Annotated in this window: 14 protein-coding genes; 7 read left to right on the forward strand and 7 right to left on the reverse strand. The window is 70.1% G+C overall.

Annotation, left to right across the window (positions count from 1 at the left end; genetic code table 11):
- Positions 1-82: 82 nt before the first annotated feature.
- Positions 83-913 (reverse strand): pectate lyase, encoded by an 831-nt coding sequence (locus H9Y04_RS30730; protein WP_187817372.1) that lies wholly within the window; start codon positions 911-913, stop codon positions 83-85.
- A gap of 106 nt (positions 914-1,019) precedes the next feature.
- On the opposite strand from H9Y04_RS30730, the gene H9Y04_RS30735 reads away from it, so the two are divergent.
- Positions 1,020-2,282, forward strand: coding sequence for a hypothetical protein (locus tag H9Y04_RS30735; protein ID WP_236071686.1), 1,263 nt, complete (start codon positions 1,020-1,022; stop codon positions 2,280-2,282).
- A gap of 25 nt (positions 2,283-2,307) precedes the next feature.
- Here the strand turns inward: H9Y04_RS30735 and H9Y04_RS30740 are convergent, their stop codons facing one another.
- The 3 genes from H9Y04_RS30740 to H9Y04_RS30750 form a co-directional block, all read right to left on the reverse strand.
- Entirely contained in the window at positions 2,308-3,144 is an 837-nt protein-coding gene (locus H9Y04_RS30740) for a hypothetical protein (RefSeq protein ID WP_187817373.1), read from the reverse strand.
- On the reverse strand, positions 3,144-3,746 hold the full coding sequence (locus tag H9Y04_RS30745; RefSeq protein ID WP_187817374.1) for a SigE family RNA polymerase sigma factor: 603 nt from the start codon (positions 3,744-3,746) through the stop codon (positions 3,144-3,146). The genes H9Y04_RS30740 and H9Y04_RS30745 overlap by 1 nt, the downstream gene beginning before the upstream one ends.
- Positions 3,747-3,823: 77 nt before the next feature.
- The gene (locus H9Y04_RS30750) at positions 3,824-6,697 is read right to left on the reverse strand and encodes a glycoside hydrolase family 3 C-terminal domain-containing protein (RefSeq protein ID WP_187817375.1); all 2,874 of its coding nucleotides are present in this window, start codon (positions 6,695-6,697) and stop codon (positions 3,824-3,826) included.
- Between the two features lie 267 nt (positions 6,698-6,964).
- Here H9Y04_RS30750 and H9Y04_RS30755 point away from each other — a divergent pair, with 267 nt between their 5' ends.
- From H9Y04_RS30755 to H9Y04_RS30770, 4 genes are read left to right on the forward strand one after another with little or no spacing between them, the layout of a single operon-like run.
- Entirely contained in the window at positions 6,965-8,659 is a 1,695-nt protein-coding gene (locus tag H9Y04_RS30755) for an extracellular solute-binding protein (RefSeq protein ID WP_187817376.1), read from the forward strand.
- Positions 8,656-9,687 (forward strand): ABC transporter permease, encoded by a 1,032-nt coding sequence (locus H9Y04_RS30760; protein WP_187817377.1) that lies wholly within the window; start codon positions 8,656-8,658, stop codon positions 9,685-9,687. The genes H9Y04_RS30755 and H9Y04_RS30760 overlap by 4 nt, the downstream gene beginning before the upstream one ends.
- 23 nt (positions 9,688-9,710) lie before the next feature.
- Positions 9,711-10,634, forward strand: coding sequence for a carbohydrate ABC transporter permease (locus tag H9Y04_RS30765; protein WP_236071697.1), 924 nt, complete (start codon positions 9,711-9,713; stop codon positions 10,632-10,634).
- A gap of 5 nt (positions 10,635-10,639) precedes the next feature.
- The gene (locus H9Y04_RS30770; RefSeq protein WP_187817379.1) at positions 10,640-12,724 is read left to right on the forward strand and encodes a beta-galactosidase; all 2,085 of its coding nucleotides are present in this window, start codon (positions 10,640-10,642) and stop codon (positions 12,722-12,724) included.
- Here H9Y04_RS30770 and tnpB read toward each other — a convergent pair.
- Both tnpB and H9Y04_RS30780 read right to left on the reverse strand, forming a co-directional pair.
- Positions 12,697-14,154, reverse strand: a complete 1,458-nt coding sequence (tnpB, locus tag H9Y04_RS30775) for an IS607 family element RNA-guided endonuclease TnpB (RefSeq protein WP_187817380.1) — start codon at positions 14,152-14,154, stop codon at positions 12,697-12,699. The genes H9Y04_RS30770 and tnpB overlap by 28 nt on opposite strands.
- The gene (locus H9Y04_RS30780) at positions 14,151-14,726 is read right to left on the reverse strand and encodes an IS607 family transposase (RefSeq protein WP_187817381.1); all 576 of its coding nucleotides are present in this window, start codon (positions 14,724-14,726) and stop codon (positions 14,151-14,153) included. Before H9Y04_RS30780 ends, tnpB begins: the two co-directional genes overlap by 4 nt.
- A 101-nt stretch (positions 14,727-14,827) precedes the next feature.
- On the opposite strand from H9Y04_RS30780, the gene H9Y04_RS30785 reads away from it, so the two are divergent.
- A complete protein-coding gene (locus H9Y04_RS30785; RefSeq protein ID WP_308801284.1) occupies positions 14,828-15,514 on the forward strand; it encodes a glycoside hydrolase family 12 protein in 687 nt (228 codons plus the stop codon).
- A 95-nt stretch (positions 15,515-15,609) separates the two neighbouring features.
- Here the strand turns inward: H9Y04_RS30785 and H9Y04_RS30790 are convergent, their stop codons facing one another.
- The gene (locus H9Y04_RS30790; protein ID WP_187817383.1) at positions 15,610-16,617 is read right to left on the reverse strand and encodes a LacI family DNA-binding transcriptional regulator; all 1,008 of its coding nucleotides are present in this window, start codon (positions 16,615-16,617) and stop codon (positions 15,610-15,612) included.
- Between the two features lie 220 nt (positions 16,618-16,837).
- On the opposite strand from H9Y04_RS30790, the gene yicI reads away from it, so the two are divergent.
- Entirely contained in the window at positions 16,838-19,060 is a 2,223-nt protein-coding gene (yicI, locus tag H9Y04_RS30795) for an alpha-xylosidase (RefSeq protein WP_187817384.1), read from the forward strand.
- Positions 19,061-19,164: the final 104 nt, after the last annotated feature.

The following is a 19,164-nucleotide window of genomic DNA, read 5'->3' on the forward strand; positions in this document are numbered from 1 at the left end:
CGCGCGCGAGGGCGCACCGGGGGCCGGGCGGGGGGTGGCAGCCAACTGACCTGCGAGAACGGCTACTTGCTGCCGCGGGGACCTACTTGTAGATCAGGTCCGCTGCGGTGTAGCGGCAGTACGTGCCGTCCGGACCGGAGCCGATCTTGGTGGGCTCGGCGCCGGTGTTGTTGCCCTGGAAGCGGTCGCACGGCGAGATCTTCTTGCTGCTGTCGCCGTGGATACGGACGTTGCGCAGGGCCGCGGTGTCGCCGTAGTTCTGGTTGATGCCGACGATCGACTTGCCGGGGGCGGTGATGTCGACGTCGTTGATGATGATGGTGCGCTTGTACTGGGTGGAGCAGTTGCCGCAGGAGCGGACCAGCTTGCCGAAGTCCGAGACCTGGAACTTCGAGATCACGAGCTTGCCGGCGCCGTTGAACTGCAGCACCTTGTCGCTGGCCTTGCGGGCGCCGCCGCCGTAGACGGTGTACACCGACGAGGCGGACTTGCCCTTGAAGGTCGCGGCGTCCTCGCCGACGTCCTCCCACCAGACGTTCTGCAGTGTGCAACTGCCCATGCAGTGCACGCCGTCGGCGGCGGGCGAGCCGATGATCACGTTCTTGAGCACGGCGCCGTCGGCGAGCTTGAAGATCGGGTCCTGGCCCTCGCCCTGGTCGCCGCCGCCGAGCGCGCCGCTGCCGTAGTACCGCTTGTAGCCGCCGTCGAGCGTGCCCTTGACCTCGATCGACTTGCTGACCGCCTGCTGCCCCTTGGGAGTGGGGAAGGCGGAGGCGGCCCCTGCCGTGGACATCATCGAGGTGACGCCGAGCGCCCCACCGGTCAGCAGCGCCGCACCGGCCCCCGCGAACAGGGCCCGCCGACGAGTGATCCGCCGACGATGCCGGGCGCGCGTTTCCTTGCCTGAACTCATGCCACGTTTCCTTGCGTGGGGGTGTGTTGACGCAAGTGAGTGGTCACGGGGGGCGGGAAAGGTTGCCGCGGCTCGGTTGTCAGTGGTGGGCCGTACGGTCCGCGGCATGACTGTCATCGAGACCGTGGCACGCACCACGACCACCGCACGGCCCGCGACCGAACGGCTGCTGTGCCACCCCCGGCTGCCCCTGGCCGCCTGCCTGGACTCGACGCGCCCGGCCGTCCACGTATGGGAGTGCGCGGAGGGGCAGGTGAACGAACTGGCCTCCGTGGGCGCGGAGTCGGCGCCGTACGACGCGCCGGGCTGGGACCGGCTGGAGCGCACACCGGTGGTGGCCTGGCATCCGCACGACCCGCTGCTCGTGGTCGTGACCGAGGGGCAGATCATCCGCTGGACGCCCGACGGACTCTCCGCGGCGGACGGTTTCCCCCCGGGCGCCGCCTACCAGAACCTCGCCTTCAGCCCGGACGGAAGCACCGTGTGGGCATCACCGTCGTCCGACCCCGAGGACACCCCGTGGGAGACCTCGGACGCCATCGCGCTTGCCTCGGGGCACGTCGCGAAGGGACGGTGGTGGGACACCGCGGCCGTGGAGCATCCGGCCGGTGGCCTGGTCACGGCCTACTCCAGCGACCAGGGCGCGACCCTCGTCCTGTTCGCACCAGTCGCCGGCGGACCCGCCCCCACACCGATGCGCTTCCTGCGCCGGGCCCTGATCCTCGACGCCGACGGTTACGAGGCCCCGCTCTTCAGCCCGGACGGGCGCCACTTCGCGATCCGCGGGAACGCCTACGACCAGTCCCTCGACATCTTCGCCTTCCCGTCGCTGCGGCGCGTCCTGTCCACGACGCTCGGCGAACCGAGCCCGGGCCACCCGTATCCGGACGAGTGGCTCGAGCAGAATCGTGCGTGGTCCCGGCACAACATCGCCTTCGGCGGGCAGCCGGACGTGCTCTGGATCGGCACACCCGCCGGCGCGCTCATCGCACTCGACCTCGCGGAACAGCGCGCCACCGAGTACGACGGCGTGCTCTCCGGCTCCGGCGTGACGGCCCTCGCCACCACGTCGGGCGGCCACCTCCTGGCAGCAACTGCCGACGGCGGCCTCGCGCTTCTCTTCCTCCGCGACGCCACCCGGCGCCCCGCCCCCGACGCAGCGGAGCAGCGGGCCGCGGTCCGCTCGTTCCTGGATTCGAGCTCCGAGGTGCCGGGCGACGGGGATCTGGAGGCCCATCTGCTGCTCACCGACGGTCAACGCACTTGGGCGGAGGACGACTTGGAGACCTTCACCAGCGCCGAGCCGTCGGACCCGATGTGGCTTCGGCTGCGGGCGGCTGTCAACAAAGTGCGCGAGGAGCGCACCTGACAGATCCATGGCGGCGGCCCGGCGCTCAGTCCTCGTGCCGCGCGAAGTTGCCCTCCACGCGGGCCTCTTCGCCGTTCGCGGTCGCGCGCGCCGAGTACGAGTCGCCGTACGCGTTGCGGCCGCCCTCTTCGTGGTTGTACTGGCCCGCGAAGACATGGCTGCCCGCGGGGACCGTCTTGCCGGGCTGCAAAGTCCAGCGGTAGATCAGGAAGCCGTCCGTCTCCACGACGTCCGAGACGAAGTCCTCCGCCGGCCGCGTCCGCCACTCCCCCGTGGACGCGACACCCTCCGTACGCGCGATCTTCAGCTCCACGACCAGGGAGGTCAGCGGCTCGGTGGTCTTCACCGTGACATCGCTCTGCGCCCAGAAGTCGTTGCTGTGCGGATTGACCGAGCCGTCCGACCACAGCGGCCCGTCCGTCTCACCGGCCGCCGAGGTCGCCGGCGGCGGGCTGGTCTTCCTGCCCGGGTCGGGGTCGGGAGTCTCCGAAGTCTTCGCGTCCTCACCGGAGGGCGGGGACGAAGAGGGCTTGCGGGACGGGTCCGGCGAGGCCGTGCCCTGCACCGTCGCCGTCGAGTCCGCCGTCGGCGTGCCCGGCTGCGGCGCCGAGGTCACGGCCGACGGGCCCGGGTTGTCGTCCCGCATCGCCGCGGTCGCCGAGATCCCGGCCACCGCGACCACGCCGGCGACGCCCGCGGCCGCACCCGCCACGCGCAGCCAGCCGCGGGTCTGCGGGCGCGGGGAGCGGCCCGTGACCACGGTGTCGGCCGACATCCCGCGTTCGATACGTGCCCACATGCGGGCCTTGTCCGGATCGTGCCGCTCGGCGGCGGCCCGCAGTTCGCGGCGCAACTCGTCCATCAGTGCCCGACCTCCCGGGCGGGGGCGACGGCGCCCGGCACCTGGGCACTCCCGTTCCGCTCCACCGCCCGCAGCATGGCCGCCGTTCCCATTTCCGTGGCTTCCTCGGATCCGAGCAGCCGCTGCAGCTCGGCCACCCCCTTGGATGTCTGGCTCTTCACCGTACCCACCGATATCCCGAGCGCCATCGCCGTATCGCGTTCCGACAGATCGAGCGCATGGCGCAGGACCACACAGGCCCGCTTGCGGAACGGGAGTCTGCGCAGCGCGCGCCGTACGTCGACCACCGCGGCCACATCCGGTCCGGCGCTGTCCTCGTCGTGCCGCGACCAGTAGAGCGCGACCCGGCGGCGCTCGCGCACCGCGCTGCGGATCCGGCTGCGGGCCATGTTCGCCACGACCCCTCGGGCGTACGCCACCGGATGATCCGCCGCGCGGACCCGGTCCCAGCGGTCCCAGACGGCGAGCAGGGCATCGGCCGCGAGATCGTCGGCGGCCTCCGCCTCACCGGTCACAAGGTGTGCGAAACGGGCGAGTTCGGCATGGTGCCGCTCGAAGAAGGCATGGAACTCCGCAGCGGGCTCCTGCTCGGGTATGCCCACGGCGACGACTCCCTCCCTGGTCAGCGCTGTGCCGGCCTCTTCGGTGGCTGCGGGGCGGCGAGCATAGCAATCGGAGCTCACTCGTCCGCAAGGGGCGACGGTGTGGACGAGGCCGGGGTGAAGGCGAGCTCCGCGAGGCGGACGGGGCCGGCGAGGCCGACCTTCAACTCCCTTACGCCCTCGGCCTCGAAGGAGGTATCGAGGGAGATGTACGCATACGGTCCACCGGTCGCCGATACGGGCACGGTCACCTCGCAGGCGCCCGCCGCGAGGGTCACCTCCCCGGGCCCCGTGGCCGACACGGTCAGCACCGCCCCGCGCACCCCGTCCCCGAAGTCGCAGTCACCGAAGACCAGTTCACCGCGTCCGCCGCCCTCGGCCGCCACGGAGTCCCCGGCCGTCTTCGTACGGTCGACGATGCACGTCCCGTACTGCGCGTCGTAGTCCACGGCGCACAGCCCGCGCCGCACCGGCCGGGGCCCGGCCGGCTCGCCCTCCGCCTCGACGAGGCAGCGCAGCCGGATGTCGCCGCTCGACGCCCCGGCCTCGAACTCGTAGAGCCCGGGGTCGACGCGCCACGTCCCGTGGGCCACGTCCCAGTACCCCAACTCCGCCCGCGGCACCCGGAAGTGGAAGGTCTCGCGCGCGCCCGCCGCGATCCGCCGCCGCTCGAAGCCGAGCAGCGCCCGGCGCGGACGGAGCACACGGGGATGGACCGCCTTGCCGTAGATCTGCACCACTTCGTCCGCGTCCCGGCCAGCGGTGTTGGCGACCGTGACCGCGAGCACCACCGCGTCCTGGGTCTGCAGGACGGTGAGGTCCTCGTAGGTGAAGCTGCTGTACGAGAGCCCGTGCCCGAACGGGTACAGCGGCGTGCCCTCGAAGTAGAGATAGGTCTGGCGCGAGCCGATCACGTCGTAGTCGAAGAGACCGGGCAGATCGGAGTCGGCGGCGTACCAGGTCTGCGGCAGCCGCCCGGCCGGCGAGATCTCGCCGGCAAGCACCCGTGCGAGCCCGGTGCCCCCGGCCTGTCCGCCGTGCGCGGTCCACAGGAGCGCGGGAAGTTCGGCGTCGGCCTGGGGAACGGCGTACGGGTACGAGGAGACCAGGGCCAGGACCGTCCGCGGGTTGGCCGAGTGCGCCGCGCGCCACAGGGCGCCCTGCTGCCGCGGCAGCGCGAGCGTGCTGCGGTCCTCGGTCTCGCGGCCGTTGATGTGCGGATCGTTTCCGGCCACGACCACCACCACATCGGCCTCGGCCGCGGCCCGCAGCACGGCCTCGGTGCCGCGCTCCACGTACTCGATCCGGAAGATCTCGGCTTCCGCACGATCCGCGGCAACCTTCAGGCCGCCGGTGGCGACAGAGACGTAGCCGCCCGTACCGATATGCCTGAGGAGCTGTCCGTCTTGTTCATCGTTCAGCGGTTCCAGGCGGAATGTCTCCTGGACGACCCAGCCGCCCGGCTGGTCCGCGGAGGCCCGTACGAAACCGTCCTCGGCGACCGACAGATACCGGCCGTCGGGGGCCTTGAAGGTGAGCACGTCACCGCCCCAGTCGAGCAGTGCGACCTCCGTGCCCTGCGCGTCGAGGACCAGCGGCGGCAGATCGGTGCGCCCGGTGAGCAGCGCCGGGTCGAGTGCGCCCTCCGCTCCCCGTACGAGATCGGCGGCTTCCCCGGCGGCCTGCGGTACGTGCACCGCAAGTCCGTCGGACGCGCGGACCAGGCGCACCGTGTCGCTGCCCTCCACGTGCACGACCTCGGCGAACCGTTCCCGCAGAGCCGTCAGCGGGGTGGAGCGGCGGATGAGCGTGCCGCTGTACCAGTCGAGCTTGCACTCGTCGGCCAGCGGCCCGACCACCGCGAGCTTCGCGGACGGGTTCAGCGGCAGGATCCCGTCGTTCTTGAGCAGCACCACCGCCTGCTCCGCCGCCTCGGCCGCGAGCCGCTGGTGGGCCGGGGTGTCGAAGGCGTGCCCGGCGTCCGCGTACGGGTCGGGCCCGAACTCGCCGAGCAGAAAACGCATCGTGAGCAGCCGGCGCACGGCCCGGTCGACATCGGCCTCGTCGAGGAGGCCCTTGTCGTAGGCCGTGCGCAGCCGCCCCACGATGACCGAGGAGTCCTCGCCGTGGTCGGTGAAGTTGTCGACACCGGCCCTGAGGGAGGCGGCGAGGGCTTCCTCGTGAGTGTCGTAGTAGTGCTCGGCGTCGACCAGGTTGGTGGGCGCGCCCGCGTCCGAGCAGACCACGAGCGAGTCCTCGGTCCAGGTGCGCAGTTCGCTCTCCAGATACGGCGAGAGATGGTTGGGCCGCCCGTTGACCAGGTTGTACGCGGGCATCACCCCGGCCACCGCTCCCCCGTCGACGGCGCCGCGGAAGGCCGGCAGGTCGTACTCGTACAGCACGCGGGGGCGCACGGACGAGGAGCAAGTGGCCCGGTCCGTCTCGTTGTTGTGCGCGAGCCAGTGCTTGAGGACAGGTGCGGTGCGCCAGTGCACGGAGTCGCTTCCGCGCAGCCCTCGGGTGTAGGCGGCCGCGAGCGCGGCGGTGGCGTGCGGGTCCTCGGACCAGCCCTCTTCGTTACGGCCCCACAGGGGGTGGCGGAGCAGATTGACCACAGGGGCCCAGACGTTGAGCCCGACGCGGGGATCGCGCTCGCGCATCGCGCGTACCTCCGCGCCGACCGCGTCGCCGATCCGCCGGACCAGCGCGGTGTTCCAGGTGGCGCCGAGCCCGACGGCCTGCGGGAAGACGGTGGCGGGACCCATCCAGGCCACTCCGTGCAGCGCTTCCTGTCCGGTGCGGAAGGCGGCGAGGCCGAGGCGCTCCACGGGTGGCGCGAACTGGTGCAGCATCGCGAGGCGTTCGTCGACGGTGAGCCGGCCGAGCAGGTCCGCGACCCGCTCGGTGAGCGGCAGATTCGGATCGCGGAAGGGCGGCGGTTTCGCGGTCACGGGACTCCTCGGAGGACTGGGTTGAAGCGCTTCGATGCTGGTTTCCCTGACATGCACTGTCAAGGGTCCGCACCTCACCTGCCCCTCAACTCCCCTGTGTGCAGCACAGTTTGGTGCACAGAGTCGACTCAGGTCACCAGCCGGAAACCTCGGTCAGGTGTCTTGTCGGGTCCGGAAACCTTCCCTTAACCTCCGACCATTGTCGAAGCGCTTCAACACGCATCACCAGCCGCGCCATCACCTCCCTCTCCCGAAGGGCTGACGCACATGACCCCGCGCACCTCGACCGGCACCGCACCCGCAGGTGCCCCCAGCCGGAGAAGCTTCCTCGCCTCCACCGCCGTCGCCGCCGTGGCCGTCAGCGGCGGTGCGTCGCTGCTGACCGCTTGCGGAAGTCCGGGCGGCGGCAAGGACGGCACGACCTCCGGCAAGGACGCCAAGAAGGTGCTGCCCACGTTCATGGCGCGCACGATCGTCGCGCCGGACATCCCGTCCGAGCACGGCTCGTCCCTCGGCTTCCACAAGGCCCTTTCATCGGACCAATTGAAGTCCGCGGTGCCGGAGAAGCTGGGCAAGGGCCAGAAGATCACGGTCATGTCGCCGTACTGGGGCTCCCCGCCGAAGCAGGACAACCCGTACTACAAGGCCGCGAACGAAGCGATCGGCGTCGACATCACCTGGCAGAACCAGGACGGGATGCACTACGACGAGAAGCTCGGCGCGGTGCTCGCCTCCAGCCGGATCCCGGATGTGGTGGTGATCCCGGGCTGGAACATGGGCGGCAAGATCCCGAGCGCGATCATCAACAAGTTCGCGGACCTCGGCCCGTATCTCTCCGGCGACAAGGTGAAGAAGTACCCGAACCTCGCCGCGATCCCCACCGACGCCTGGCAGCGCGCCATCTTCGGCGGCAAGCTGCGCGGCCTGCCGATGCCGGCCAGCTACGTCCCCAACATCGTGCCGTACTACCGCAGCGACCTCTTCGAGGAGAAGGGGTACGAAGTCCCCACCTCGCCCCAGGAGTTCCTCGACCTGGCCAAGGAGATCACCCATGCCAAGGCAAAGGTGTGGGGCTGCGGGGACATGAAGTGGACCTCGTTCAACGTGTTCGGTGTCTTCTCGGGTGAGGAGAAGGCCCTCGGCTGGAACATGGTCGACGGCAAACTGCTCTACCGCATCGAGCAGGAGGAGTACCTCGAAGCCCTGGAGTGGGCCCGCAAGCTGTACGCGGCGGGTGTGGTGCATCCCGACGCCAAGGCGCAGCAGGGCGACGACGCCACCCGGTTCACCGCCGGCCAGGTCCTGATGTACAACGACGACATCTCGCACTGGTACGGCAAGACCGCCGAACAGCTGCCGCAGAACCCGAAGTTCACGATGTCGGGCATGGACATCTTCGGTCCCGACGGCGGCAAGCCCGTGCTCTACGCCAAGCAGCCCGCCGGCATCTTCGCGTTCGTCAGCAAGAACGCGGACAAGTCCGCGATCGAAGCGGCGCTCGCGGCGGCGAACTTCACGGCCTCGCCGTACGGCACCAAGGAGTACATGCTCACGAACTACGGCGTAGAGGGCACGCACTACGACATCAAGAACGGCCTTCCGGTCAAGAACGACAAGGGCAACAACGAGGTCAACAACGCCTACGTGATGCTGGCATCGCCGGCCTCCACGCTCGCCCACCCCGATCTGCCGCAGATCACCCGCGACCAGGTCGCGTGGCAGCAGCGGCACGGGGCCCTCACCCGTAAGACCTCGTTCTACGGGCTGCAGGTCACCGAGCCCGCGAAGTACACCAACCTCTCCAACGACATGGAGGGCATGGAGGACGAGGTGGTGCGCGGCCGCAAGTCGATCGCCGATATGCAGCAGTTCATATCGACGTGGCGTTCCAAGGGCGGCGACCAGCTGCGCGACTGGTACAAGAAGCTCCTCGACGACGCCGGGTCCGCCGCGAACCGATGAAGACCGCCGCCGCCCGGCCTTCCGCCGGAGAAGACTCCGCTCCCGGGGCTGAGCCTCCCGCCCCGGGAGCGGACACCGCACCACCTGCCCGTATCGGCCGCTGGGCGATGTTCCGCCTGCGGCTGCGCAGGGACGGCACCCGTCTGTGGATGACGCTGCCCGCGCTCCTTCTCGTGGTCGTCTTCGCCTACGTGCCGATCCTCGGCAACCTCGTGGCCTTCGAGGAGTACGACCCGTACGCCAGCGACAACGGCGTCGTGGCCATGTTCCACAGCGCCTGGGTGGGCCTCGAACAGTTCACGCGGATCTTCGAGGACCCGGCGTTCTGGGACGCGCTGCAGAACACCCTGGTCCTGTTCGTCCTGCAGCTGGTGCTGTTCTTCCCGATCCCGATCGCGCTCGCGCTGCTCATCAACTCCTTTGTGCGGCCCCGGGTGCGGGCCGTCGCCCAGGCGGTGCTCTACCTGCCGCACTTCTTCTCCTGGGTCCTGGTCATCACCGTCTTCCAGCAGATCTTCGGCGGCGCCGGGATCATCGCGCAGATCCTGCGGCAGAACGGCATCGAGGGCTTCGACCTGATGACCGACCCGGGTCTGTTCAAGTTCCTGGTCACGGCCGAGGGCGTCTGGAAGGACGCCGGCTGGGGCATCATCGTCTTCCTCGCCGCGCTGGCCTCCGTCAGCCCGGATCTGTACGAGGCGGCGGCGGTGGACGGCGCGAACCGCTGGCGGCGCATGTGGCATGTCACGCTGCCCGCACTGCGGCCGGTGATCGCGCTGCTCCTCGTGCTGCGCGTCGGGGACGCCCTGACCGTGGGCTTCGAGCAGATCCTGCTGCAACGCGACGCCGTGGGCCCGGGCGCCTCGGAAGTCCTCGACACGTACGTGTGGTGGAACGGCATCCGCAACCAGGACTTCTCCTTCGCCGCGGCGGCCGGCCTGGTCAAGGGCCTGGTGGGCATCACGCTGGTCCTGATCGCGAACAAGATGGCCCATCTCCTGGGCGAGCAGGGGGTGTACCGGAAATGACCACCACGTACAGGGCTCCCAAGATGCCCACGTCGATGCAGCGGCCCGGACCGCCCGCGGCGCACAACCGCCCCGCCTGGGAGGAGCCGCCGACCAAGGTCGGACTCGCGAGCAAGGGTGTGGTCCTCGGCTTCGCGATGCTCGCGATCCTCTTCCCGCTGTGGATCGTGATCGTCACGAGCCTCTCCTCGAAGGAGACCATCACCAAAGCGGGCGGTCTGGTCCTCATCCCCCGCGAGATCACCTTCGTCGCGTACAGGGAACTGCTCAGCGGCGGCCAGGTCAGCCGGGCCACGCTGGTCAGTCTCGGGGTGACGCTGGTCGGCACCCTGTTCTCGGTGACGGTGTCGGTGCTGTGCGCGTACGGGCTCTCGCGCTCGGGCTCGCTGTGGCACCGCGGGATCCTGATGACGCTGCTCACCACGATGTTCTTCACGGCCGGTCTCATCCCGACGTATCTGCTCGTGCAGTCGCTCGGCCTGACCGACACCTATCTCGCGCTGATCCTGCCGAGCGCGGTGAGCGTCTTCAACATCCTTGTCCTGCGGGCGTTCTTCATGAACGTCTCGCAGGAGATCGTCGACAGCGCCCGGATCGACGGCGCCGGCGACTGGCGGATCCTGTGGCAGATCGTGCTTCCGCTCTCGCGTGCGGTGGTCGCGGTGATCGCGCTGTTCTACGCGGTCGGGTACTGGAGCGCCTGGTTCAACGCGTCCCTGTACCTCAACGACCACGACATGCTCCCGCTGCAGAACGTGATGATCCAGGTGGTACAGCGCCAGGAGCCCCCGACGGGTCTCGGCCAGGCCGTGAAGGCCGGTCCGCTGTCCCCGCTCGCGGTGCAGATGGCGGTGATGGTGCTCGCGATGCTGCCGGTCACGGTGCTTTCGCCGTTCGTCCAGAAGCACTTCAAGAAGGGCATGCTGACCGGCGCGGTGAAGGGCTGACTGTGGTGCTTTCTCTCGACGACTCCACCCGTGGCCGCCTCCTCTTCGGCGGCGATTACAACCCCGAGCAGTGGCCCGAGGAGGTCTGGCCCGAGGACATCGCGCTGATGCGCCGGGCCGGGGTCAACTCGGTCACCGTCGGCGTCTTCTCCTGGTCGCGGCTCGAACCGAGGCCCGGCGTCCACGAGTTCGGCTGGCTGGACCGGCTGCTCACGCTCCTTCACGAGGCGGGGATCGGCGTGGTCCTCGCCACGCCCACCGCCTCCCCGCCGCCCTGGCTCGGCGCCCGCCACCCGGAGACGCTGCCGCGCGACGAGCACGGCGAGATCGTCTGGTACGGCTCGCGCCAGCACTTCTGCCCGTCGAGCCCGGTCTACCGCTCGTACGCGGCGGCCATCACGACGCGGCTCGTACAGCGGTACGCGGACCACCCGGCCCTGCGCCTGTGGCACATCAACAACGAGTACTGCACGCACTGCTGGTGCGACGAGACCGCACGGCACTTCCGCGAGTGGCTGCGCAAGCGGCACGACGGCCTGGACGCACTCAACGAGTCCTGGGGAACGGCCTTCTGGTCCCAGGCGTACGGCGACTGGGAGGAGATCCTGCCGCCGCGCCGCGCCCAGTACCTGCGCAACCCCGGCCAGGCCCTGGACTTCCGCCGCTTCACCTCGGACGCGCTGCTCGAGTGCTTTTCGATGGAGCGCGAGATCGTCCGCGCCCACAGCCCGGGCATCCCGGTCACCACCAACTTCATGCCGATGTGGGTGGGCCAGGACGCCTGGCGCTGGGCGGCCGAGGAGGATGTCGTCTCCGTCGACATCTATCCGGATCCCAAGGACCCGATGGGCGGCCAGCACAACGCGCTGATCTGCGACATGACCCGCGGCCAGGCGGACGGCCGCCCCTGGATGCTGATGGAACAGGCTGCGGGCCCGGTCAACTTCCGTGGCGTGAACCACGCCAAGCCGCGCGGTCTGAACCGGCTCCTGTCCTGGCAGGCGGTGGCGCGCGGCGCGGACGCCGTCTGCTACTTCCAGTGGCGCCAGTCACGCCAGGGAGCCGAGAAGTTCCACTCGGGGATGCTGTCGCACGCGGGCCCCGAGGGCCGCACGTACCGCGAAGTCGCCGAGATCGGCGGCGAGTTCGGCCGCATCGGCCCGCAGATCACCGGCACCCGCACCGAGCCCGCCCGGATCGCGCTCCTGCACGACTGGGACTCCTGGTGGGCGGGGCTCCAGGAGGGCCGGCTCTCCGACGCGGTCGACTATCCAGCGGTCCTGCGCGCCTGGCACAGCGCCTTGTGGGAGGCGGGCCTGCGCGCGGATTTCGTCCCACCGGACGCCGACCTGTCCCCGTACCGCCTGGCCGTCATTCCGCAGCTCTACCTCCTGTCCGACGCCGCGATCGAGAACCTCACGTCGTACGTGGCGGACGGCGGCCACCTCGTCAGCGGCTTCCTCACCGGACTGGCGGACCCCGACGACCGCATCCGCCCGGGCGGGATGGATCCCCGGCTGCGGGAGCTCTTCGGGATCAAGGTCCTGCACGAGTGGTGGCCGCTCGACGAAGGCGAGCGCGCCACGACCGACACCTTCGAGGCCACCGTGTGGACCGAGGAGCTGGAGGCGGCACCCGGCGCCGAGACGGTCGCGGCGTACCGCGGCGGCGAACTCGACGGATTCCCGGCCGTGTTGCGCAACGGCCGCTCCTGGTACGTCTCCACGCTGCCGGTCCCCGCGGCCCTGCGCGATCTGCTCGCCTCGGTCGCGGGCGAGGCCGGTGTGCACCCCACGCTGCCCGGGCTCCCGCCGATGGTCGAGGCGGTGCGCCGCGGCGAGCTCCTGTTCCTCCTGAACCACGGCCGCGCGCCCGTACGGGTCGAGCTGCCCGGCGCGTATCGCGAACTCCTCGGCGGCACCGCCGCCGAGGGCTCCTTGGAGCTCGGCCGCCACGGCGTCGCCGTCCTGCGAGCGGCGGCGCCCCTGACTCCTCCGTCCGTTACTCAGAGCCTCAGCGACTCTCAGCATTCCGGGCTTCTCGGCTCGGAAGGTCCGTCTCGTCACCAGAGCGTCAGGGCTTCGGCTTGAGGACGGTCTCTCGTTTCCGTCTGCCGCTGCTGCGGCAGGGTTGCGCCACCTGCCCGCCCCGCCCCGGCCGTGCGGCGGGGGCGGGTGGCGCGGGTCCTCTGGTCGGCTCCACGAGGCTTCGACACCGCCGGGGCGGTGTCCTGGTCTCCGGCCACTCCGGTACCAGTTGCTGCGGCCGCCGCGAGGGCGGCGAGGTTGAGTGCGGCGTTGTCGTCCCGGTCGATGACCAGGCCGCAGGCGTCGCACTGGTAGGTCCGGATGTGCAGCGGCAGTTTGGCTTTCACCGCGCCGCACCCGGAGCAGGTCTTGGAGGACGGGTACCAGCGGTCCGCGATCACCATGCGGGTGGCGTAGCGCTGGCGGCTCTTGAGGTCGAACTGGCGGCGGATCTCGCCGAATCCGGCGTCGGCGATCCGGCGGGCAAGGCGCCTGTTCTTCAGCATTCCGTCGACGTTGAGGTCTTCGACGACGATCGTGCCGTACTCGGCCGCCACACTCGTGGTGAGCTTGTGCAGGGCGTCTTCGCGGAGGTTCGCTACCCGGTGATGCACCTTGTTACGGGCGGCGTTGGCCTTCTCCCAGCGCTTCGACGGCTGCCGCCCGGTCCGCCGGTCGGGGCCCTGACGGCGAGAGACGCACCGCGAGGCTCGGCGCAGCTGCCCCAGTGCCCGGTTGTAGCACCCGGGATGGGCGGTGGTGCGGATCTCGCCGGTGCTGTCGGCCATCACCGCGAGGGTCTTGATGCCGAGGTCGATCCCGACCGCCTTGTCCGGCCGCGCCACACGTTCGAGGTCCCGCTTGACCTCGGCCTGGAAGGAAACGAACCAGCGTCCTCGCTCGTGCCGCACGGTCGCGGACAGGATCCGCGCCGTCCCGGCCTTAACGCGGGTCAGGAGCTTCAACGTGGGCTCGTGCGTGCGGATCGTGCCCAACCTCGGCAGGGTCACATGCCGGCCGTCGGCGTCCACCCGGATGGTGCCGGTGGTGAACCGGCAGGCAAGGCGCGCCTTCCGCTTCGACTTGAACCGCGGCGCACCCATCCGCTTGCCGCGCCGCCGGCCGTCCTTCGACTTGGCGTAGTTGTCGAACGCGGCCGACGCGTTCGCCAGACCGGTGGAGTACGCCTCCTTGGAGTTCTCCTCCCACCAGCGGGCGAACCTGGGGTCGGTGTGCTTGGCGGCGTTGAACGCCTTCCGCAACGCCGGCAACGACCACGGCCGCCACTCGGTCAGCGACTCTTCGGGGACGCCGTACGTCTCCTCGGCCTTGCGCTGCCACCACGAGGCGGTCACCCAGCCCACGGCCCAGTTGTATGCGGCACGCGCGGCACCGCAGTGCGACCGAAGCGCACGCTCCTGGGCGGCGTTCGGGTCCAGGGCGAAGCGGTACGCCTGGACCACGAACCCGGGCTGCGGCCGGAACTTCTTCACTCGGCGGCCTCGCCCATCGCCACGGCCAGCGCGCGGGCGGCCCGGTTCTTCGCCGCCCGCCGCCCGCACAGGCGGGCGCACATCGACGTCAGCACCTCGGTGATGTCGTACACCAGATCATCGGCACTCTCGGTCGGGTCGAGGACGACCAGGCTCCGCCCGGACGCTGACAGCACGGCCTCCAAGTGCTCGACGCCGAACCGGGCCAACCGGTCACGGTGCTCCACCACGATCACCGCCGCCCGCGGGTCGGACAGCAGCCGGTGCAGCTTGCGGCGTCGCCCGTTCAACCCGGATCCCACCTCGGTCACGACCTCAGCGACCGGCAGGCCGAGACCGGTGGCCCCCTGGACCACACGGGCGACCTGCCGGTCAAGGTCCGGCTTCTGGTCCGCCGACGAGACCCGGCAGTACGCCACGACGCGGCCGGACGTCTCCCGGGTGGGCTCGTCGACCAGCCATGTGCCGGATGGCGTCTGGCACACCGGGACGGGCATACGGCCCTCTTTCGCCCACGCCCACGCGGTCTGGTAGTGCACACCGTTGCGCGCCGCCCACTCGGAAAGCTTCACACAATGAAGATAACAGGTGAGAAAGGCTGAGATTTACTGATGAAACAGGCAACAGTTGGCAACCCCCCACCGAGGGAGCACCAGTGAAGAGAAGCACCCACATACGCCTGCTCGCGTCCCCCGCACTCGGGCTCGCCCTCGCCGCCGGATTCACCACGGCCCCCGCGTCGGCCGCGACCTGGTCGACCTGCGACCAGTGGGGCAACACCTCGATGAACGGCTACACGCTCTACAACAACATCTGGGGCGGCGGCGCCGGCACCCAGTGCTTCTGGGCCAACTCCGGTACCGACTGGGGTGTCTGGGCCAACCACCCCGACACCGGCGGCATCAAGTCGTACCCCAACGCGACCAAGGCCGTGAACAAGCCCATCGGTTCCATGAGTTCGCTCACCAGCAGCTACAACGTGAGCGTGCCGAGCGCGGGCGCGTACAACACCTCGTACGACATCTGGGACACCGATCACGACTACGAGATCATGCTCTGGGTGAACCAGTACGGCCCGGTCGGCCCGATCGGCAGCCACCAGGGCGATGTGTCGCTCGGCGGTCACACCTGGAAGGTCTACAAGGGCGACAACGGCGCGAACCAGGTGTTCTCGTTCCTGCGCACGTCCAACTCCAGCGCCGGCACGGTGAACATCCTGCCCATCCTGAAGTGGATCAAGGACACCAAGGGCTGGATGGGGAACGAGACCATCGGCGACGTCCAGTTCGGCTACGAGATCACCTCGTCGTCCGGTGGGCTGGACTTCCGTACCGACAGCCTTACGGTCAGCGCGAGTTGATGCCGCCGCGCGGCCACGTCCTCCTCGTAGGGCGTGGCCGCCTCGGGCGCTTGCGCGAGCGGCGCTTACGCAAGCGGCACTTACGCAAGCGGCACTTACGCGGGCGCGGGCCCGGAGCTCGTGCGGTGGGTCAGTTCGGGCGCGAGGAGGTCGAGACTGGGCTGCACAGTGCCGTCGAGCCGCTCCACCACACGCTCCACGGCCCGCCGCCCCATCTCCTGCGCGGGCAGCGCGACCGAGGTCAGCCGCACCGAAGCCTGGGCCGCGACCTGTTCGGGGCAGATGGCCACGACCGAGATGTCCTCGGGGACGGCGCGGCCCTGCTGACGCAGCAGGCTGAGCAGCGGCTCTATGGCGGCCTCGTTCTGCACCACGAGCCCCGTGGTGCCGGGCCGCTCGTCGAAGACCCGGGTGAGCTGCGCGGCGACCGCGTCGTACGTGCCTTCGGTCGGCCGGTGCAGCATCCGCACCCCGTGCTCGCGGGCGGCCGCCCGAGCGCCCGCCAGAGTGCGCTCGGCGAAGCCCGTATGCCGCTCGTAGACCGCGGGCGCCTCGCCGATCAGGGCGATCTCGCGGTGCCCGAGCCCGGCGAGATGGGCGACGCAGCTCGCGCCCGCGGCCGCGAAGTCCAGGTCCACACAGGTCAGTCCGGAGGGATCCGCGGGCTGGCCTATGAGCACGGCCGGGGGTGCGATCTCGTCGAGCAGCGGCAGCCGCTCGTCGTCCAGCTCCACGTCCATCAGGATCATCGCGTCCGCCGAGGCACTGTCCGCGATCCTGCGGACGGCGGAGGCGCCCTCCTCGCCGGTGAGCAGCAGCACGTCGTAGTTGTGGCTGCGGGCGGTGGTGGCGACCGCGAGGGCGATCTCCATCATCACCGGCAGATACATGTCCGTACGCAACGGCATCATCAGCGCGATCACATGGGAGCGGTTCCCGGCGAGCGCGCGGGCGCCCGCGTTGGGGTGGTAGCCCAGCTCGCGGATGCTGCGCCGCACCCGCTCCCTGGTCTCCACGGAGATGGCGCGCTTCCCGCTGAGCACATAGCTGACGGTGCTCGGCGATACCCCCGCTCTGCGGGCGACTTCGGCGATGGTGACCATACAGGCCCTCCCTTGGCCGATACGGCCTGATTGGTGAACCGCTTCGACCCATTGCTTGATCGGCGCGTGATCAAAACTCGACGCCACTCTAGATGCAGGCGAAATAGCCGTCTAGGCTTCATCGAAGCGCTTCGACAACTGCTTTCTCCAGCCGCCAGTTACCGCCGGTCACCCCAGAGGTGCCGCCGACGGTCCGCCCATCATCCCAGGCAGGAGCACGATGAGGTTCACCGATGGCTTCTGGCTGATGCGCGAGGGGGTGCGTGCCTCGTACGCCACCGAGGTCCGCGACCTTTCGGTCACCGCCGACCGCATCACGGCCTACGCCTCCGTCCGCAAGGTCGCCCGCCGCGGCGACACCCTCAACTCATCCTTGATCACCGTCGAATGCCACTCCCCGGCGGAGGGCGTGATCGCCGTGCGCACCACACATCACGCCGGGAAGCGGCACCCCGGCCCGGACTTCGAGGTGCAGCGGACCCCGTCCGGCGCCTTCACCGAACGCGGCGCGGACTCCGCCTCCCTGACCAGCGGCCCGCTCACGGTCACGGTGAACACCGAGGGCCCCTGGGGGCTGCGCTTCAGCGACGCCGAAGGGCGCACCCTGACCACGGTCGGCGGCCGCGGCACGGGCTTCGCCACCGACGCCGACGGCGCCCACCACATGCTCGGCCAACTCGGCCTATCCGTCGGCGAGTTGACGTACGGTCTCGGCGAACGCTTCACGCCCTTCGTCAAGAACGGCCAGAGCGTGGACGTCTGGCAGGCCGACGGCGGCACGAGCAGCGAACAGGCGTACAAGAACATCCCGTTCCATCTCTCGTCCCGCGGCTACGGCGTCTTCGTCAACCACCCCGGCAAGGTCTCGTACGAGATCGGCTCGGAGTCCGTGGGCCAGGTGCAGTTCAGTGTCGAGGACCAGTCGCTCGAGTACTGGATCGTGGCCGGACCGACCCCCAAGGACGTGCTGCGCCGCTACACGGGACTGACCGGCCGCCCCGCGCTGCCGCCCGCGTGGTCCTTCGGCCTGTGGCTGTCGACCAGCTTCTGCACGGACTACGACGAGGCGACCGTGACGTCCTTCGTGGACGGCATGGCCGAGCGCGGCATCCCGCTGAGCGTCTTCCACTTCGACTGCTTCTGGATGCGCGAGTACCAGTGGTCGGACTTCACCTGGGACGAGGAGGTCTTCCCCGATCCGGCCGGGATGGTGCGCCGCCTCAAGGAGCGCGGCCTGCGCGTCTGCATGTGGATCAACCCGTATATCGCCCAGAAGTCCGCCCTGTTCGCCGAGGCCGCGGACCTCGGCCATCTGGTGCGCCGGCCGAACGGCGACATCTGGCAGTGGGACCTGTGGCAGCCGGGGATGGCCCTGGTCGACTTCACGAGCCCGGCGGCCCGCGAGTGGTACGCGGCCAAGCTGCGCACCCTGCTCGACCTGGGCGTGGACGCCTTCAAGACGGACTTCGGCGAACGCATTCCGACGGACGTGGTCTGGCACGACGGCTCCGACCCGGAGCGCATGCACAACTACTACACGCAGCTCTACAACCGCACGGTCTTCGAACTCCTCCTGAAGGAGCGCGGCGAGGGAGAGGCGGTCGTCTTCGCGCGCTCGGCGACGGCGGGCGGCCAGCAGTACCCGGTGCACTGGGGCGGCGACTGCTTCGCGTCCTTCGGCGCGATGGCCGAGTCCCTGCGCGGGGGCCTCTCCCTGTCCCTGTGCGGCTTCGGCTTCTGGTCGCACGACATCGGCGGCTTCGAAGGCACCCCGGACCCGGCGGTCTTCAAGCGCTGGCTCGCCTTCGGGCTGCTCTCCTCCCATTCGCGGCTGCACGGCAACACCTCGTACCGGGTGCCGTGGGAGTTCGGCGAGGAGGCGGTCGAGGTGGCCCGCCGCTTCACCCGGCTCAAGCACCGCCTGATGCCCTATCTGTACGGGGCCGCGGTCGAGGCCCGCGAGTCGGGCGTCCCGCTGATGCGCCCGATGCTCCTCGAATTCCCCGACGACCCGGCCTGCCGCACCCTGGACCGCCAGTACATGCTCGGCCCCGACCTCCTGGTCGCCCCGGTCTTCGACGCCGACGGCGAAGTCGAGTACTACGTGCCGGACGGCGAGTGGACCCACCTCCTGACCGGCGAACGTGTCACCGGCCCGGCCTGGCACCGCGAGCACCACGGCTACGACAGCCTCCCGCTCCTGGTCCGCCCGGGCACGGTCCTCCCGCTCGCCTCGGACGACTCGCGCCCCGACGCGGACTGGACCGCCGATCTGACCCTGCGCGTGTACGGCGCATCGGGCCCGGGCGAACGCCTGGTCACCGTGCCCGATACGACGGGGGCACCGGCGGGCCGCTACCGGGTGTCGTGGGACGCGGAGGGCGAGGTACGGGTGGCCGTCGAAGGGGTGGCGGGGGAAGTGGGGGTCGAGCGGGTGGGGTGAGCGGCGGCGGGTGGTGCGGGCCGAGTGGAGAGGGTGAGCGCCGGGGGCGGTGCGGGCCGAGTGGACGGGGCGCGGGCTTGACGGACCCTCAGCCATCCGGCCCA

It is taken from the genome of Streptomyces polyasparticus (assembly GCF_014493765.1).
Taxonomy (GTDB): Bacteria; Actinomycetota; Actinomycetes; order Streptomycetales; family Streptomycetaceae; genus Streptomyces; species Streptomyces polyasparticus.

Coding starts and splice junctions, on each gene's coding strand:
- yicI (WP_187817384.1), top strand. CDS start 16,838: ATGAGGTTCACCGATGGCTTCTGGCTGATGCGCGAGGGGGTGCGTGCC.
- H9Y04_RS30730 (WP_187817372.1), bottom strand. CDS start 913: ATGAGTTCAGGCAAGGAAACGCGCGCCCGGCATCGTCGGCGGATCACT.
- H9Y04_RS30735 (WP_236071686.1), top strand. CDS start 1,020: ATGACTGTCATCGAGACCGTGGCACGCACCACGACCACCGCACGGCCC.
- H9Y04_RS30790 (WP_187817383.1), bottom strand. CDS start 16,617: ATGGTCACCATCGCCGAAGTCGCCCGCAGAGCGGGGGTATCGCCGAGC.
- H9Y04_RS30755 (WP_187817376.1), top strand. CDS start 6,965: ATGACCCCGCGCACCTCGACCGGCACCGCACCCGCAGGTGCCCCCAGC.
- H9Y04_RS30760 (WP_187817377.1), top strand. CDS start 8,656: ATGAAGACCGCCGCCGCCCGGCCTTCCGCCGGAGAAGACTCCGCTCCC.
- H9Y04_RS30740 (WP_187817373.1), bottom strand. CDS start 3,144: ATGGACGAGTTGCGCCGCGAACTGCGGGCCGCCGCCGAGCGGCACGAT.
- H9Y04_RS30765 (WP_236071697.1), top strand. CDS start 9,711: ATGCCCACGTCGATGCAGCGGCCCGGACCGCCCGCGGCGCACAACCGC.